Source organism: Gordonia sp. N1V, from assembly GCF_029269935.1.
Taxonomy (GTDB): Bacteria; Actinomycetota; Actinomycetes; order Mycobacteriales; family Mycobacteriaceae; genus Gordonia; species Gordonia polyisoprenivorans.
This window is the reverse complement of sequence record NZ_JARJDD010000022.1, coordinates 1-15515: the sequence shown is the minus strand read 5'-3', so window position 1 is coordinate 15515 and position 15515 is coordinate 1. Positions and strand designations below refer to the sequence as shown.

Annotated in this window: 16 protein-coding genes; 9 read left to right on the top strand and 7 right to left on the bottom strand. The window is 67.5% G+C overall.

Annotated elements, in window-relative coordinates:
* Positions 1–41: 41 nt before the first annotated feature.
* Positions 42–728: a hypothetical protein gene (locus P3L18_RS22555; protein ID WP_276115284.1), complete on the bottom strand. Its 687-nt coding sequence runs from the start codon at positions 726–728 to the stop codon at positions 42–44.
* 161 nt (positions 729–889) lie between these two features.
* Entirely contained in the window at positions 890–2485 is a 1596-nt protein-coding gene (locus tag P3L18_RS22550; RefSeq protein ID WP_020169966.1) for a Na+/H+ antiporter, read from the bottom strand.
* A 34-nt stretch (positions 2486–2519) separates the two neighbouring features.
* On the opposite strand from P3L18_RS22550, the gene P3L18_RS22545 reads away from it, so the two are divergent.
* From P3L18_RS22545 to P3L18_RS22535, 3 genes are all read left to right on the top strand, one after another.
* Positions 2520–2861: a UBP-type zinc finger domain-containing protein gene (locus tag P3L18_RS22545; protein WP_006371899.1), complete on the top strand. Its 342-nt coding sequence runs from the start codon at positions 2520–2522 to the stop codon at positions 2859–2861.
* Between the two features lie 107 nt (positions 2862–2968).
* Complete coding sequence (gene purT, locus P3L18_RS22540) at positions 2969–4831, top strand: formate-dependent phosphoribosylglycinamide formyltransferase (protein WP_276115283.1); 1863 nt, start codon at positions 2969–2971, stop codon at positions 4829–4831.
* Between the two features lie 12 nt (positions 4832–4843).
* On the top strand, positions 4844–5323 hold the full coding sequence (locus tag P3L18_RS22535; protein WP_020169969.1) for a DUF456 domain-containing protein: 480 nt from the start codon (positions 4844–4846) through the stop codon (positions 5321–5323).
* A gap of 33 nt (positions 5324–5356) precedes the next feature.
* On the opposite strand, the gene P3L18_RS22530 is transcribed toward P3L18_RS22535, so the two are convergent.
* Genes P3L18_RS22530 through P3L18_RS22520 form a run of 3 tightly spaced genes read right to left on the bottom strand, consistent with a single transcriptional unit; the run spans position 5357 to position 8321 of the window.
* Positions 5357–6184 carry an ABC transporter ATP-binding protein gene (locus P3L18_RS22530; protein WP_079930865.1) on the bottom strand — a complete coding sequence of 276 codons (828 nt, stop codon included), beginning with the start codon at positions 6182–6184 and terminating at the stop codon, positions 5357–5359.
* On the bottom strand, positions 6181–7290 hold the full coding sequence (locus tag P3L18_RS22525) for an iron ABC transporter permease (RefSeq protein ID WP_276115282.1): 1110 nt from the start codon (positions 7288–7290) through the stop codon (positions 6181–6183). The genes P3L18_RS22530 and P3L18_RS22525 overlap by 4 nt, the downstream gene beginning before the upstream one ends.
* Positions 7287–8321 carry an iron chelate uptake ABC transporter family permease subunit gene (locus tag P3L18_RS22520; RefSeq protein WP_276115281.1) on the bottom strand — a complete coding sequence of 345 codons (1035 nt, stop codon included), beginning with the start codon at positions 8319–8321 and terminating at the stop codon, positions 7287–7289. Before P3L18_RS22520 ends, P3L18_RS22525 begins: the two co-directional genes overlap by 4 nt.
* 206 nt (positions 8322–8527) lie before the next feature.
* Here P3L18_RS22520 and P3L18_RS22515 point away from each other — a divergent pair, with 206 nt between their 5' ends.
* A complete protein-coding gene (locus P3L18_RS22515) occupies positions 8528–9028 on the top strand; it encodes a hypothetical protein (RefSeq protein WP_079930862.1) in 501 nt (166 codons plus the stop codon).
* Between the two features lie 233 nt (positions 9029–9261).
* On the opposite strand, the gene P3L18_RS22510 is transcribed toward P3L18_RS22515, so the two are convergent.
* Positions 9262–10653 (bottom strand): FAD-dependent oxidoreductase, encoded by a 1392-nt coding sequence (locus P3L18_RS22510; protein WP_276115280.1) that lies wholly within the window; start codon positions 10651–10653, stop codon positions 9262–9264.
* Positions 10654–10810: 157 nt separating this feature from the next.
* Positions 10811–11866: an ABC transporter substrate-binding protein gene (locus P3L18_RS22505; RefSeq protein ID WP_276115279.1), complete on the bottom strand. Its 1056-nt coding sequence runs from the start codon at positions 11864–11866 to the stop codon at positions 10811–10813.
* 120 nt (positions 11867–11986) lie between these two features.
* On the opposite strand from P3L18_RS22505, the gene P3L18_RS22500 reads away from it, so the two are divergent.
* The 5 genes from P3L18_RS22500 to P3L18_RS22480 are packed head-to-tail and all read left to right on the top strand — an operon-like array spanning position 11987 to position 15419.
* A complete protein-coding gene (locus P3L18_RS22500; protein WP_079930859.1) occupies positions 11987–12481 on the top strand; it encodes a hypothetical protein in 495 nt (164 codons plus the stop codon).
* A complete protein-coding gene (locus tag P3L18_RS22495; RefSeq protein WP_276115278.1) occupies positions 12478–12891 on the top strand; it encodes a rhodanese-like domain-containing protein in 414 nt (137 codons plus the stop codon). The genes P3L18_RS22500 and P3L18_RS22495 overlap by 4 nt, the downstream gene beginning before the upstream one ends.
* The gene (locus P3L18_RS22490; protein WP_276115277.1) at positions 12888–14087 is read left to right on the top strand and encodes an O-succinylhomoserine sulfhydrylase; all 1200 of its coding nucleotides are present in this window, start codon (positions 12888–12890) and stop codon (positions 14085–14087) included. Before P3L18_RS22495 ends, P3L18_RS22490 begins: the two co-directional genes overlap by 4 nt.
* A 7-nt stretch (positions 14088–14094) precedes the next feature.
* Positions 14095–14943, top strand: a complete 849-nt coding sequence (locus P3L18_RS22485; RefSeq protein ID WP_276115276.1) for a hypothetical protein — start codon at positions 14095–14097, stop codon at positions 14941–14943.
* Complete coding sequence (locus P3L18_RS22480) at positions 14937–15419, top strand: GNAT family N-acetyltransferase (protein ID WP_276115275.1); 483 nt, start codon at positions 14937–14939, stop codon at positions 15417–15419. Before P3L18_RS22485 ends, P3L18_RS22480 begins: the two co-directional genes overlap by 7 nt.
* Positions 15420–15515: the final 96 nt, after the last annotated feature.

Below are 15515 nucleotides of genomic sequence, written 5' to 3'. Positions count from 1 at the left end.
GAGCTGCCGGCGTGCCCGAATGCTCAGGTGCGCCCGTGTGCTCAGTGCGCCAGGCCCGGCAGCGCAGGGGCGTTACCACAGGTCGCGGCGCTCGACTGGGTGCACGCCCACAGCCACTTCATCCAGCTGCTCGCCGAGTTCAGTACGCCGTCGGTGTCGGTGTGGCCCGGGGTCGACGGTGTCGGGGCGGTGGGAGAGGGCGCGGTGGGAGAGGGTGTGGCGGGCGCCGAGGCGGAGACCGGGAAGGCCGTGTAGTCCTCATCGCTGGATTGTCCGGCGGTGGAGCTGCACACGACGTATCCGGCGTACTGGGCGGCAGTGCCCTGGTAGGTGAGCAGGGTGGTGGGGGTCGCGCCGACGGCGACCGTGTCGGCGACGGCCAGCGGGGTGCCCACCCCCGACATGTCCTGGTCGTACTGGTTGTTGAGTGAATCGACCTGCGGCCCTTGGTTTTGCACGCGTGCCGCTGCCCGTTGCGTGCCGACCTGGGCGGCTTGTTCGAGTGCTCCGAGGGCCGAGATCGGATATACGAAGGCGCTGCACTGCCCCTGACCGCCGGCCAGTGGTGAGTTGTTGACGCCTAAGAGTGTGACCGTGTTGCCGCTCATCGTCCCGGATCCGGCATGGGCGGTGCCGGTGGTCCAGGCGTGGGCCGGCGCTGCGAGGCCCAACCAGGCTGCGCTGGCACATGTGAGTACTGCCGCCCCCGCGGCCATCCGGCGTCTCATATCGGCAACCTACTGCCGGTCGGCCCGTGATTCGGTTGTGGTCGCATCACGGTTCGGCACAACTTCAGTCACAGGCGTCCCGTTTGAACCAGTTGTCCCACTTGGGATTATCGCGATGATGCCGATGAAGCGGACCAACCGGTCAGACGGCGCGGGGCTCGTCAGGTGTCGTCGCGGTCGGTCAGGCCCTCGGCGAAGTCGAGCCGGCGCAATGCCTTGCGCAACACCTCGTCGTCGATCCGGCCGGCGTCGCGCTCCTCGATGAACACCTTGCGCTGCACCCGCACCAGCTTCAGTCGGATGCGATTACCTGCGGCGTTCGGACTCTCACCGATCGCCTCGGGACCCCGGCCGAGGTCCTCCCACGCCGTATTGCGTTGTGTGGTGACCCATTTGCGCAAGAACCCGATCTGATGTCGACGGACGTCATCGGGTGCCATCTCGGCTTCGATGCGGTCGAGCAGATTCTCGGCCTCACGGGTCGCGCGATCCTGCGCGCCGGCGTAGGCGAGCAACTCCTCGGTCGGATCGTCACCGGTCACCCCGAGACGCCGGATCACCCACGGCAGGGTGGTGCCCTGGATCAGCAGGGTGCCGACCACCACCACGAAGGTCAGGAACAGGATTTCCGCGCGCGCCGGGAACGGTTCACCGGAGTCGGTGTACAGCGGGATCGAGAACGCCGCGGCGAGCGAGACCACGCCGCGCATCCCGGCCCATCCGACGACGAACACCGCGCTCGGAGTGGGTGACGGTTCGGCGTCGCGAACCTTCCGGGAGAACACCCGCGGCAGATACGTGGCCGGAAACACCCAGAGGAAGCGGACCGCGATGACGACGGCGAGGACGATGGCCGCGTCGATGGTGATCTGTGTCCACGACTGGCCGGAGAGCCCGCGGATCAGTTCGGGCAGTTGCAAACCGATGAGCAGGAAGACGAACGCCTCGAGGATGGCGTCGATGGATCGGCGCACGGCGTCGTCCTGCATGCGGGTGGCGTAGCCGAGTCGGACGGAGCGTTGTCCGAGGAACAGGCCGGCCGTGACCACCGCGATCACCCCGGAGGAATGCAGTTCCTCGGCGATGAAGTAGGTGCCGAAGGGCACCATGATCCCGATCGCCGTTTCCATCGTCGGGTCGGTCAGCCAGTCGCGGACGCGGGCGGTCAGGTAGCCGATCGCCAGCCCCACCGCGACACCGCCCACCGCGGCGAGCAGGAACATGGAGACGCCGTTGACCACCGTCGTGGTGGCGCCGATGGCCGCGGCCAGGGCGACCCGAAGGGCGGTGAGGGCGGTTGCATCGTTGAGCAGGCTCTCCCCGCCCAGCAGCGTCATGATGCGACGGGGCAATCCGACGCGGCGTCCGATCGCCTGCGCGGACACCGCGTCCGGCGGAGCGACGACCGCACCCAGAACCAGCGCCGCAGCAAGCGGGACATGGGGGATGCGAGCCCATGCAACGAGTCCCACCAGGATCGTCGAGAACAGTGGCAACCCGACCGCGAGCAGCCCGATGGCGCGTCGGTTGGCCCGGATCTCCTGATACGAGCTGTCCTGCGCGGCCGAGTACAGCAGCGGCGGCAGGATGACGAACAGCACGAACTCGGGGTCGAGTCCGACGTCGGGGAGCCCGGGGATCCAACAGATCCCGAGGCCGACCGCCACCAACACCAGAGGGGCCGACAAACCGAAGTGACGGCACAGGGCGGCGATCGCGAGCGATACCGCGGCCACCAGCAGGAGTGATGCACTCACCCGCCTGAACCTACCGGGCGACGATAATGGGCACATGGCACTGTTAGGACGTCGTTCCCGCACCACCGAGACCAAGGCGCAGCCGTCGACCCCGTCGGGGCGGTGTCCCGAACTCGCCGAGATCGGTCTCGACCCCGCGACCGATCCGGCCGCAGCTGCCGGACACACCGACGAGTGCGAGGACTGCATGGCCATCGGGGAGAACCACTGGTCGCATCTGCGCAAGTGTCTGGAGTGCGGGCACGTGGCGTGTTGTGACTCCTCGCCGCGCCGACACGCGACCGCGCACTTCCACTCGTCGGGGCATCCTGTCATGCGTTCGGCGGAACCCGGTGAACTCTGGCGGTGGTGCTACATCCATCAGGTGGTCGGCTGAACCTATCGTCGGCCGGTGTCCGCGCAGGTCACAGCCGTGTATCGAGTGGTGCCGACCGTGCGCGGTGTGGATGACCCACCGATCGGGTGCCACGTAGAATCCACAGAATGACCTCGAACACCGAGAGCAGCGCCGCCTCTGAGGAGCCTTCGCGTCCCGACGCGCCGTCCCCGCAGGAGTTGCCGTCGTCGTCCGCGCCGTCGTCATCTGCGCCGTCGTCGTCCGTGCAGGCGCCGGTGGTCGCGGTGCCGGTGCCGGGGGGCGAGCCGGTGGGTGAGCCCGCCGTCGGATTGCAGAAGCCGGACGCGGTCGCCCAGGCGCCCACGCAGGTGCAGGCGGTTCGTCGGCCCGCGTCCGTACCGGTCGGCCCGCCCGACATCCTCGGGACACCGTTGTCGCCGACCGCGACCCGGGTGATGGTGCTCGGTGCCGGCGAACTCGGCAAAGAACTCGTGATCGCCTTCCAGCGACTCGGCGTCGAGGTGGTCGCGGTGGATCGCTACGAAAACGCTCCCGGTCACCAGGTGGCCCATCACGCCGAGGTCATCGACATGACCGACGGCGACGCGGTGCTCGCGCTGGTGGAGAGGTATCGCCCGCATTATGTGGTGCCCGAGATCGAGGCCATCGCGACCGAGGCGCTCGGAACAGTCGAGAAGAAGGGGCTGGCCGAGGTCATCCCGACCGCGTCGGCGGTGATCGCAACGATGAACCGCGAGGGCATCCGTCGACTGGCCGACGAGGACCTCGGGTTGCCGACGTCGCCGTACCTGTTCGCCGGGTCGCTCGACGAGATGACCGTGGCGGTCAAGCAGATCGGCTACCCGTGTGTGGTGAAGCCGGTCATGTCGTCGTCGGGTAAGGGGCAGACCGTTCTCAAGAGCGCCGCCGACATCGAATCCGCCTGGCAGCGCGCGACCACGGGTGGGCGCGTCGCCGGTGAACGCGTGATCGTCGAGGGTTGGGTCGATTTCGACTTCGAGATCACACTGCTCACCGTGCGTGCCATCGACCCGGCAACCGGACGACTGACCTCCCACTTCTGCGCGCCGATCGGGCACAAGCAGGTCAACGGCGACTACGTCGAGAGCTGGCAACCGCACGAGATGACCACCGATGCGCTGGGTGCCGCAACCTCGATAGCCGCACGGATCGCCACCGCGCTCGGCGACGGAAAGATCGGTGGCCGTGGCATTTTCGGCGTCGAACTATTCGTCAAGGGCGACGACGTCTATTTCTCCGAGGTCAGTCCGCGCCCGCACGACACCGGTCTGGTCACCCTGGCCACCCAGCGACTCAGCGAATTCGAGATGCACGCACGCGCCATCCTCGGGCTGCCGGTCGACGTGACGCTGGCCTCGCCGGGGGCGTCGGCGGTGATCTACGGTCAGCTCGACGAGAAGGCGATCGGCTTCGAGAACGTCGCACGAGCACTTGCCGTGCCGGAGACCGACATTCGGCTGTTCGGCAAACCCGAGAGCTTCCATCGACGTCGCGTCGGGGTGGTCACCGCGACCGCCGACGACGTCACGACGGCCCGCGAGCGTGCGGTGCAGGCCGCTTCGATCGTCACCCCGGTGCCCGGGCGTGAGGCGCGTCGCGGTGCTCCCGCACCGGTACCGCCCCCGGCGCCCGCACGCCCGGCCGGACCTCCGCCACGGGGGCCGGTGGGACCACCGCAAGGTGGACCGCAGGGTGGGCCGCCCCCGGGGGTGCCGCCGCGCCCGCAGCCGGGACAGATGCCTCCCGGCGGGCCGGGACGCCCCCAGGGCCGGCCGCCGATGGGACCGCCCCCGGTCGCACCACCACCGGGTGGTCCGCGTCCGGGCGGGCCTCAGGGTGGTCCGCCACCGGGACCGCGTGGGCCCGCACCCGCGGGAGCGCCGGGCCCGGGACTGCGCCCTCCGGCGGGGCCAGGGGCGCCGCGTCCGGAGGCGGCCGGGTCGGATTCTCCGGCCAAGGTCGAGTAGAGCGGCCGATTCATGCCCCTGTACGGCGAGGTCATCGTTGGTGTCTGTATTGCCGTGGGGCTGTTGGGGATCGTCGTCCCGGTGCTGCCCGGCACCCTGCTGGTCGCGGTGTCGATCCTGGTGTGGGCGATCGTCGTCGGCGGCTGGGCCTGGGCGGTGTTCGCGCTCGCCGCGGTGCTGATCGGTGTCGGTGAGATCGTCAAATATGTTGTCGCCGGCCGTGTTCTGCGTCGTCACGAGATCCCCAACCGCACCATCGTGGTCGGCGGGGTGGTGGGGATCGTCGGGTTCTTCGTGGTGCCCGTCGTCGGGTTGTTCCTCGGTTTCATCGCCGGTGCACTGGTTTCCGAGCTGGTGCGAACCCGCACGGCCGGCGCTGCGTGGCGCGGTACGGTGGCGGCGACCAAGGCGGCGGCGGTGACGATCGGTATCGAGTTGTTCGGCGCGTTGCTCGCGTCGGGGACATGGCTGGCCGGGGCGATCGCCCTGTGAGCACACAGGGTAGCCGCCCTGTGACCGAACGGCCTAGGGCTCGCTGAGTACCCCGCGTGCACTGGTCATCTCACGTGCACTGTGCGCGCCGATCGGCACGATCATCGGGCCACCGAAGACCGGGTCGGTGACCACCTGCGCGCGCAGGCCGAAGGCGTCGTCGAGGAGTTCGGTGGTGATCACCTCGTCGGGTGCACCATGCCGGACCAGTTGGCCGTCATTCATAACGAACAGCGAATCGCTGTAGCGCACAGCGAGATTCAGGTCGTGTAGCACCATGACGACGGTCTTGCCGTGCTCGGTCTTGAGGGAGTGCACGAGGTCGAGGACCTCGAGGGAATGCGCGAGGTCGAGGTAGGTGGTCGGCTCGTCGAGCAGCAACAGGTCGGTGCCCTGCGCCAGCGCGAGCGCGATCCAGACCCGTTGGCGCTGACCGCCGGAGAGCGCGTCGAGGGTGCGGTCGGCGAGGTCGGTCGTCGAGGTCAGTTCCAAGGCCAGAGAGACGGCGGCCTCGTCCTCGGCGGAGGCCTGCTGATACCACTTCTGGTAGGGGTGGCGGCCTCGGCTGACCAGATCCTCGACGGTGAGTCCTTCGGGCGCAACGGGATTCTGCGGCAGGATGCCCAGCGTGCGGGCGACGGTCTTCGGCTTGATCCGGGTGATGTCGGTGCCGTCGAGGCGTACGACGCCCGAGCGGGCCGGCAGCAGCCGCGCCAGACACCGCAGCAGCGTCGATTTGCCGCAGCCGTTGGGGCCGATGATCGTGGTGATCGCCGCGTCGGGGATGTCGACGTCAAGACCGTCGATGACGATGCGGTCGTCGTAGCCGACGACGAGGTCGCGTGCGGAAAGTCGGCTCATACGGTGGCCTTTCGGGAGATCGAGACCATGAGATAGATCAGGAAGGGGCCGCCGAGCGCCGCGGTGACGATGCCCACCGGCAGACCCGACGGCAGTACCGTGCGGCACAGGATGTCGCCGCCGGCCACGAGAATCGCGCCGATCGCCCCGGAAGCGACCGGGGTGGGGATGGCACTGCCGGTCAGGCGCATGGCGATCTGCGGGGCGAGCAGTGCGACGAAGGCGATCGGCCCGGCGGCCGAGACCGCCAGGGCCGCAACGATCACCGCGATCAGCAGGATCGCGCTCGAGACGGCCATCGTTCGCACGCCGAGCGAGCGCGCCAGATCGGTGCCGAGGCTCATCGCGTCGATCTGGCGGGCGAGCACCCCGACGGCGACGACGGCCAGCACCACGGCGATCGCGACCGGCCACACACTCGACCACGAGGTGTTGGCCACCGACCCCACCAGCCACGTCTGGGCACGGCCGACATCGCGGATCTCGGCGCGGGTGAGCAGATAGGAGGTGGCGGCCTGCAGCACCCAGGTGATGCCGACGCCGATGAGCACCAGGCGCAGCGGATTGATGGCGTGGTTGGCTTTCCGTCCGGGCCAGGCGAGCAGATACATCACCACGGCGGTGGCCAGTCCGCCGATGAGGGCCGACGCGGGCACGCCGAGCTGGGCGAGTCCGGCGCCCCACCCGGTTCCGAAGGCGATCGCCGAGACGGCTGCGACGCTGGCCCCGGCGGTGATGCCGAGCATGTCGGGGGTCGCCAACGGGTTTTGGGCGATCAACTGCGTCAACGATCCCGACATGCCGAGCGCGAAGCCGACCAGCGCCGACACCAACGCGCGCGGCACGGCGTCGTCGAGGATGACGACGTTCTCGATGCGGGTACCGCCACCGAGCAGGATGCGCATCACGTCGATCGGTGTCACCGGGTAGTCGCTGATGGTGACGCTCATCAGGAACAGGACGAAGGCGATCAGCAGTGAGGTGGTCACCGCGATCACCATGCGCGGACGCCACACCCACGACGTCGGCCCGACGCGCACGATGCGGCGCGAGTCGCGACCCGGGCGGTGGTCGCCGGCCGTCGCGGCGGCGGCGTCGGTACTCATACGCTCGTCAACTTTGTCCGGCGGACCATGGCGATCAGGAACGGCGCCCCGACGAAGGCCAACACGACGCCGACCTGGATCTCGCCGGGCCGGGCGACGACGCGACCGATGATGTCGCACACCAACAACAGCGCGGCGCCGATGAGCGCGGAGTACGGGATGATCCAGCGATAGTCGGCGCCGGTGATCGCGCGCGCGATGTGCGGCACCACCAGACCGAGGAAGACGATGGGTCCGCAGGCGGCGGTCGCCGCCCCGATCAGCAGGGTGATCCCGAGGATGCCGACGCCGCGGATCACCAACACGCGGCTGCCGAGCGCCTTGGTCATGTCGTCGCCGAGGCTCAGGATGTTGAGGAAGAACCCCGACGCCAGCGCCAGCACGAGACCGACCCCGATGAACGGCAATGCGGCCCAGAAGATGTCGATGCTGCGGCCGGCCGTCGAACCGACGCTCCAGAAACGCCACGCGTCGAGCGACGCGGTGTCGCTGAGCACGATCGCCGAGGTGATCGCCACGAGCATCGCCGACAGGCCGGTGCCCGCCAGCACGAGGGTGATCGGACCCGTCCCGGTCAGTGCCGCGATCCCGAAGACGAGGGCCGAGGCGATGATCGCTCCGCCGAGCCCGAATGCCATGTAGGCCAGCGGCGAGGAGATGCCGAACAGGTAGACACCGCCGACGACCGCGCAGGCTGCGCCGGCATTGACGCCGAGCAACCCGGGGTCGGCGATGGGGTTGCGGGTGTGGCCCTGGGTGATCGCGCCGGCCGCGCCGATGGCCAGACCCACGATGAGACCGAGCACGGTACGCGGCACACGCAGGTCCCAGACGATGCCCGCGGTGTCGGACGACTTGTCGACCCGCGGCATGTGCAGGTGGATCAGGGCCTGCCAGATCTGCGAGCAGCCTGCGGTGAAGGAATCCCAGGTGGCGGCCAGCGGCATCTCTCTCGTGCCGATCAACACCGACCCGATGATGGCGACCACGAGTACCGCGAGGATCAGCAGTAGTCCGGTGAGGCGTCGCACGAAGGGCAACCTTACCTCAGCCCGGGTTGTCGGATTCGATGACGATCCGGCTGCCGTGCGGCAACGATTCTGAGACCTACGTAACGGTTACCTGTGAGAGTGCGATACAAGGAGACGTACGCATTTCGGCGCGGGGGCGTCGTAGGAGTTCGCAGCCTCGGGGTCGTCCACGGTTTCGGGGCCCGCTCGACGAAGAAGGAGTCGACATGAAGAAGACGATGAAGCGAGCCGTCGCGGCGACGGCGGTTGCCGCCGGTATCGCCGGGGGCACCTTGGCCGCAGCGGGTGAGGCGCAGGCCGCAGGGCCGGGCGATCTGGCCATGCTGGGCGGCGTGAGCTGCGAGTTCAAGCGGTGGGGCCCGAACTGGGATTCCGGACCGCTCTGGCAGATGACGCGGTGGATGGGCGTGAAGAACGTCGGCGGCTCCAACATGACCAACGTCAACGTCACCGAGATCGGCGGGGCCACCAAGCAGGTGCGGATTGCCGGCCAGCCCGCCGGTCTGCTCAAGCCCGGGCAGTTCTACCGCTACGTCGAGACCAAGTGGGCCGGTTGCTGGCCGTCGTCGATCTCCGGCTACACCATCGGCGCGCAGGTGGAGAACCTCGCCAACAACTTCGGCTTCTGGGCCAACGTGCGTCAGATCCCGGCACCGCAGAACTCGCCGGGCCCGCAGAACCTGGCACCGACGATTCAGCAGGGCTGAACGACAACCACTCTCACAGTCAGCGAGGGGCGAGGCGGATCTCCGTCTCGCCCCTCGCTGTGTGTGTGGCTTCTTCCCAAGGCTTTTCGTTCGTCCCCCGGAAATTGCTTGGGGACGAACGGAAAAGTGGGGGAAGAAGATTCTTCCCCCACTTTCGTCAGCCGTGTCTCTGGAGTGAGTGTCAGGCCTTTTGAACCCCTGACGGAGTCAGGCCTTTTGAACCCCTGACGGAGTCAGGCCTTTTGAACCTTGTGCGGCTCCGAGGCGGCGAGCATGTCCTCACGTTCGACGACCTTGACGCGCTCGCGGCCCTGTTCGGCGCCCAGAGAACGCTCGTGCTCGTCGAGTCGGTACCAGCCGTCCCAGGTGGTGAACGGGATGCCCTTGGACTCGAGCAACTCGATGACGGCGTCCTCGGCGGGATGGGCGGGCTCGAGCAGCGCGCCGTTGGTCATGTCCTCGATGATGCAGTCGACGGTCTCGTTGGCGTCGCCCTTGGTGTGGCCGATGAGCCCGACGGGTCCGCGCTTGACCCACCCGGTGGTGTAGAGCCCGGTCAGGTGGGCGCCTTCGTCGAAGATTCGTCCGGCCTCGTTCGGGATGACGCCGGCCTGGCTGTCGAACGGGATCTGCGGCAGGTTGTCCGAGAGGTAGCCGACGGCCCGGTAGACCGCGGTGACGTCCCAATCGGTGAACTTGCCGGTCGGCTTGACGTTGCCGGTGCCGTCGAGCTGGGTGCGTTCGGTGCGCAGACCGACGACCTTGCCGTCCTCACCGAGGATCTCGGTGGGGCTCTCGAAGAAGTGCAGGAACAGTTTGTGGATGGCGCCCTGCTTGGGGTCGCGGATCGCGTAGTTCTCGATGATCGTGGCGACCTGGTCGGTGATCTTCGACCCGCGGCGCGCGACGGCGGAGCCCTCGTCGTAGTCGATGTCCTCGGGGTTCACGACGACCTCGATGTTCGGCGAGTGGTCGAGCTCCTTGAGCTCGAGCGGGGTGAACTTCGCCTGGGCGGGTCCGCGACGACCGAAGACGTGGACCTCGAGGGCCTTGTTGTTCTTGAGGCCCTGGTAGACGTTGTCGGGGATCTCGGTCGGCAGTAGTTCGTCGCCGGTCTTGGCGAGCACGCGTGCCACGTCGAGCGCGACGTTGCCGACGCCGATGACGGCGACCTTCTCCTCTTCGAGCGGCCATTCGCGCGGGAAGTCGGGGTGACCGTCGTACCAGGCGACGAATTGCGCTGCGCCGTAGGAGCGTTCGAGGTCGACGCCGGGGATCTCGAGAGTGCGGTCGTCGGTGGCGCCGGTGGAGAAGATCACCGCGTCGTAGTGCGACTTGAGTTCGTCGAGGGTGATGTCGGTGCCGTAGTCGATGTTGCCGAGCAGGCGGACCTGCGGCTTGTCGAGGACCTTGTGCAGGGCGGTGATGATGCCCTTGATGCGGGGGTGGTCGGGTGCGACGCCGTACCGGATGAGGCCGAAGGGCGCGGGCATGCGCTCGTAGAGGTCGATGGACACGCCGCGGTCCTTGGCGGTGTCGGACTTCATCAGGGCGTCGGCGGCGTAGATCCCGGCGGGACCCGCGCCGACGATGGCCACGCGCAGCGGGCGAGCTTGATCGGTCATGGAGTGTCAGTACCTCGGTTCTCGACGGAGATCAGACGCCCGCGGTACGAGGCGGTGCGTCGACGCTTATCCCTTCTACGGTAGGCCCTGGCAGCCCGTACCCAAAATCTGCGGTTAGGGTGACCTCACACAGCCCGCAGCCGCGTTGGTGCCGACCTCAGCTCGCGTGGCCCGCCGCGTCGGCGATCTGTGCGATGGATTGGTCGGCGATCCAGGGGATCGACAGCACTGTCGGCACGCCCATCGCGGTTCCGACCTCCTGGTTGATGTAGGTGGTGCGGCCGCCGGTGACGAACGGCTGGCCGGTCCAGTTGGCGTTCTTGCGGAGCTGGTCGTTGGCTCCCTGCCAGTCGAGGACGACGACGACGTCGGCCTGGTTCAGCATGCCGATGTTCTCTGCCGAGATCGAACCATAGAACCCACTGGTGACCGCGGACTTCAAGCCCTCCGGGAAGGTCAGCCCGTAGCTTTCCAGGATCTGCTCCCGGCCGTCGCCGGGCCCGAAGATCGAGATGGTGCCGTCCGGCGAGGCGGTCACCGCGACCGCGGTCTTGCCCTCGAGTTGCGGATGCGCGGCGGCCAGGTCGGCGACGTGTTTCTTGGTCGCGTTGATCGTTTCGGTGGCCTTGTGTGGGAGGCCGACGGCGCGCCCGATCTCGGCGGCCTGCACATCCCACGGAACCTGCCAATCCGGGTAGTTCGTGGGCCGGGTGATGGTCGGGACCGCGGCGGCGAGTTTGTCGTACTGCTCCTTGGTGGGCGCGGCGCCGACGGCGGTGATCAGGTCGGGATTCGTGGACAGCGCCTTGGCGATCTCGTTGCCGAACTGCTGCGAGGCCTCGGGCAGCGACACCGGCTCGTTGGAACCGAGCAACTTCTCCGTCCATGGGGTCCGGACCTTCGCCGGCGTGCCGAACGGGGCCATGGCGACCGGCTGGAAGCCGAGCGCGAGCAGGGTGTCGCCGTCGCCCACCCCCATCGCGGCGACGCGGGTCACCGGCGTGGAGATGGTGGTCGAGCCGTAGTTGTGGTCGATGGTGACCGGCAGCGCTCCGGCCTCGGGCGCGGGCGCACTCGACGACGCGGAATCGTCGGCGGGAGCGCTGCAGCCCGCGAGTGCCACCACCGCACTGAACGCCAGCCCGGCAATTGCGATACCTGAGCGTCGGCCACGATGTCGGCGGGCGAATCGGACCGGTCGGGTGGGCGCCATGATGTCTCCTTCGTCGGATTGTGCATCCTTGGATAGCCTCACTTAACCACGTGTGACCGGCGGCACGGCCGGCCGAGGGCGCCCACTTCGTGTCGCGATTGCGTCGATACACTCGCCGACATGGCAAAACGCGCAGCCAAGCGGGCCGAGCCGGACGTCGTCCCCGATGAGCCGGCCGCCCCGTCGTGGCGCAACGCGTGGCCGTTCTGGGTGGCCCTGGTGGTCGTAGTTCTCGCAGCCGGCGGGATCGCGCTCTCGTACGTGTTCCGTCCGGCGGAGGACCGGGCGAGTGACTCGGCGAAGGTGCAGTACGCGATCAACGATCTGTACACCGCGCGCAACAACGTCGACTACACGGCCTTTCGTGAGCACACCTGCAGCGCCGACCTGAATTCGGCGGGATTTCCGACGCAGCCGGAGTTCGCGACGCAGAACCGGCAATCGCTGGAGACCAACGGGCGGATCGTGATTCCGACGATCAGCGACGTGGCGGTGTCCGGTGACCGGGCGACCGCGACGGTACATTGGCATTTCGACAAGAAGTCCGATCAGGCGCAGACGACCAAGGTTGCCGCGATTCGGGAAGACGGGAACTGGAAGGTGTGCAAGCCATGACGTATGCCGGAGATCTGAGTCCCACGCAGGCGTGGGAGAAGCTCGAGCAGAACCCGAAGGCCAAACTCGTCGACTGTCGCACCCGCGCCGAATGGTCCTTCGTCGGGGTTCCTGACCTCGAAATCCTTGGTAAGAAACCACTTTTCATCGAGTGGAATACCTTTCCCCACGGCACTCCGAATGAGGGATTCGTCGCCGAGTTGCGTGATGCCGGCGTGGCCGATGACGACGAGGTGATCTTCCTCTGCCGCTCCGGGCATCGCTCGATCGGTGCCGCCGAGGCGGCCACCGCGGACGGTGTTGCCAAGGCGTACAACGTCGTCGACGGCTTCGAGGGTCCGCTCGACGAATTCGATCACCGTGGTTCCAAGGGTTGGCGTGCCCTCGACCTTCCGTGGAGGCAGTCGTGAGCCGAGGTCTGCCGGAGGGGGTTTCGGCCGAGACGCTCTCGGTCCGCGGCGGGCTCGATCGGTCGGGTTTCTTCGAGACTTCCGAGGCGCTGTATCTGACGAGCGGTTATGTCTACGACTCGGCCGAAGCCGCCGAGCGTGCGTTCACGGGTGAGGACGAGCGCTTCGTCTACTCCCGGTACGGCAATCCGACCGTCGAGATGTTCCAGGAGCGGCTGCGGCTGATCGAAGGTGCCGAGGCATGTTTCGCCACCGCGAGCGGAATGGCCGCAGTCTTCGTGTCGTTGGGTGCGCTGCTGAAAGCCGGCGACCGATTGGTCGCAGCCCGCAGTCTGTTCGGTTCGTGCTTCGTCGTCGCCAACGAGATCTTGCCCCGGTGGGGAGTGCACACCGACTTCGTCGACGGCGAAGACCTCGAGCAGTGGGAGCAGGCGTTGTCGACGCCCGCCGATGCGGTGTTCTTCGAGACCCCGTCGAATCCGATGCAGAGCCTCGTCGACGTTGCGAAGGTCTCCGAGCTCGCGCACGCTGCAGGAGCAAAGGTGGTGCTGGACAACGTGTTCGCCACCCCGCTACTGCAGCAGGGGCTGGACCTGGGGGCCGATGTCATCGTCTACTCCGGCACCAAGCACATCGACGGCCAGGGCCGGGTGATGGGCGGCGCTGTGCTCGGTACCAAGGAGTACATCGACGGGCCGGTGCAGACCCTGATGCGCCACACCGGACCTGCGCTCTCGCCGTTCAACGCGTGGACCCTCGTCAAGGGACTCGAGACGCTGAAGCTGCGCGTCGACGCCTCGGTGGCCTCGGCGTTGCGGATCGCGGAGTTCCTGGAGGCCGACCCGCGCGTGCGGTGGACCAAATACCCCTTCCTCACCTCGCACCCGCAGTACGAGCTGGCGACCGCACAGATGTCCGGCGGTGGCACGGTGGTGACCTTCGAACTCAACGACCGTGACGGCGTCGACGGCAAGAAGCGTGCCTTCGAGGTCCTCAACGCTCTGCGCGTCATCGACATCTCGAACAACCTCGGTGACTCCAAGTCGCTGATCACGCATCCGGCGACCACCACACATCGGGCCATGGGTCCGGATGGGCGCGCCGCAATCGGTTTGAGCGACTCCGTCGTTCGGCTCTCGGTGGGGCTCGAGGGTATCGACGACCTGCTCGCGGATCTGGATCAGGCGCTGGGGTAGCTCGGGGATGGGGGTCTCGTGGGTCGAACTGGTCGGGCGCAATGCGGCGTCCGGATCGGTGACGGTCTCGGGACTCCTCAGATCTCGTGGCTCGGATCGCGGAGCCAAACTCGACGAGTCCTATCGGTTCTGGCACGCGCCGACCAATCGGTGGCGTATCGAGATCGGCGGTGAGCCGGTGTATCTCAGCGGTCGTGACAGATCGCTGGTGCGCATCGACGGCGACATGACTCTGCTGGACGGTGACATCAGGTTGCCGATACTCGGTCGCGGGGTCAGCCCGTTGCAGTTACTCGGTCAGAACTCATTGCTGCACAGTATGAGTCGTGACGTCGTCGTTCGCGACGAGCCACGAGCGGTGGATGTCGGTGGCCGTAAGGCCTGGGTGGTGGTAGTTGGGGACCGCTCCAGAAAGAATGGCGAGATTTCCATCGACGAGTCGACCGGGGTGATCGTGCGGCTTTCGATGTCGGCCGGTTCGGGATCGTCGGAAGTCGTCGAGCTCACCGAGCATGCCTCGCTCCCGAACGAACTCTTCGAGTGGGATGGACCGGTCGTCGAAGCGCCTTCGCCACGCGGGCGCCGGGCACGACCGGATCCTGAGGTCGGGCGGCAGGAGCGATCAGAGGTGTTGCGTGCCTGTGTGACAGCGCTCGATCGTTCCGCAGAGGTTCTCTCGCTCATGCAACGTGCGGAATCCGAGGAGGACGCAATCCGGCGGCTGGTGTCGGAACTCGGCGTGACGACCGTCGGAGCGCAGGCGATCGCAGCGATGCAGATGTCGAGGTTCCGACCGGATATGGCGGACCAGCTTCGTCGAGAGCTGGCCGACGACGAGAACAACCGTCGATGCTGATCCGGCGAGCCACCGCCGCCGACGCGCTTCCGGTGGCGCGGGTGCACGTGCGTTCGTGGCAGCGTGGCTACCACGGGTTGCTGCCCGACGCTGAACTGCGGGCGATGCGCCCAGAGGACCGCGCCGAGCATTACACCTTTGACGACGACCGCGGGCCGCACACCTGGGTTGCCGAATCATCGGGCCGCGTCACCGGTTTCGTGACCATCGGTGAACTCGACGGGCACGCCACGGTGATGGCGCTCTACGTCGATCCGGATCACTGGCGGTCGGGGATCGGGTCGGCCCTGATGGATCGCGCGGAAGCGGAGATCGCCCGCCAGGGCTATCCGGTCGCCCGGCTGCACGTGCTGAAGGGCAATGAGCGAGCCATGGACTTCTACGCCGAACGCGGCTGGGCCCCAACAGGGCATGTGCGGTCGGGTGAGGTCTGGGGCGTGCAGGCCGTCGAGGTCGAGTACGAGAGGTCGTGCTGAAGATTTCGGTGCGGTGTCCCGGATGAGGTTCTGTGGCAACAGGGACGTTCCTATAACGTGTCAAGGGGTGTGGGAGGCGTTTTTTGTGGTGTGGTC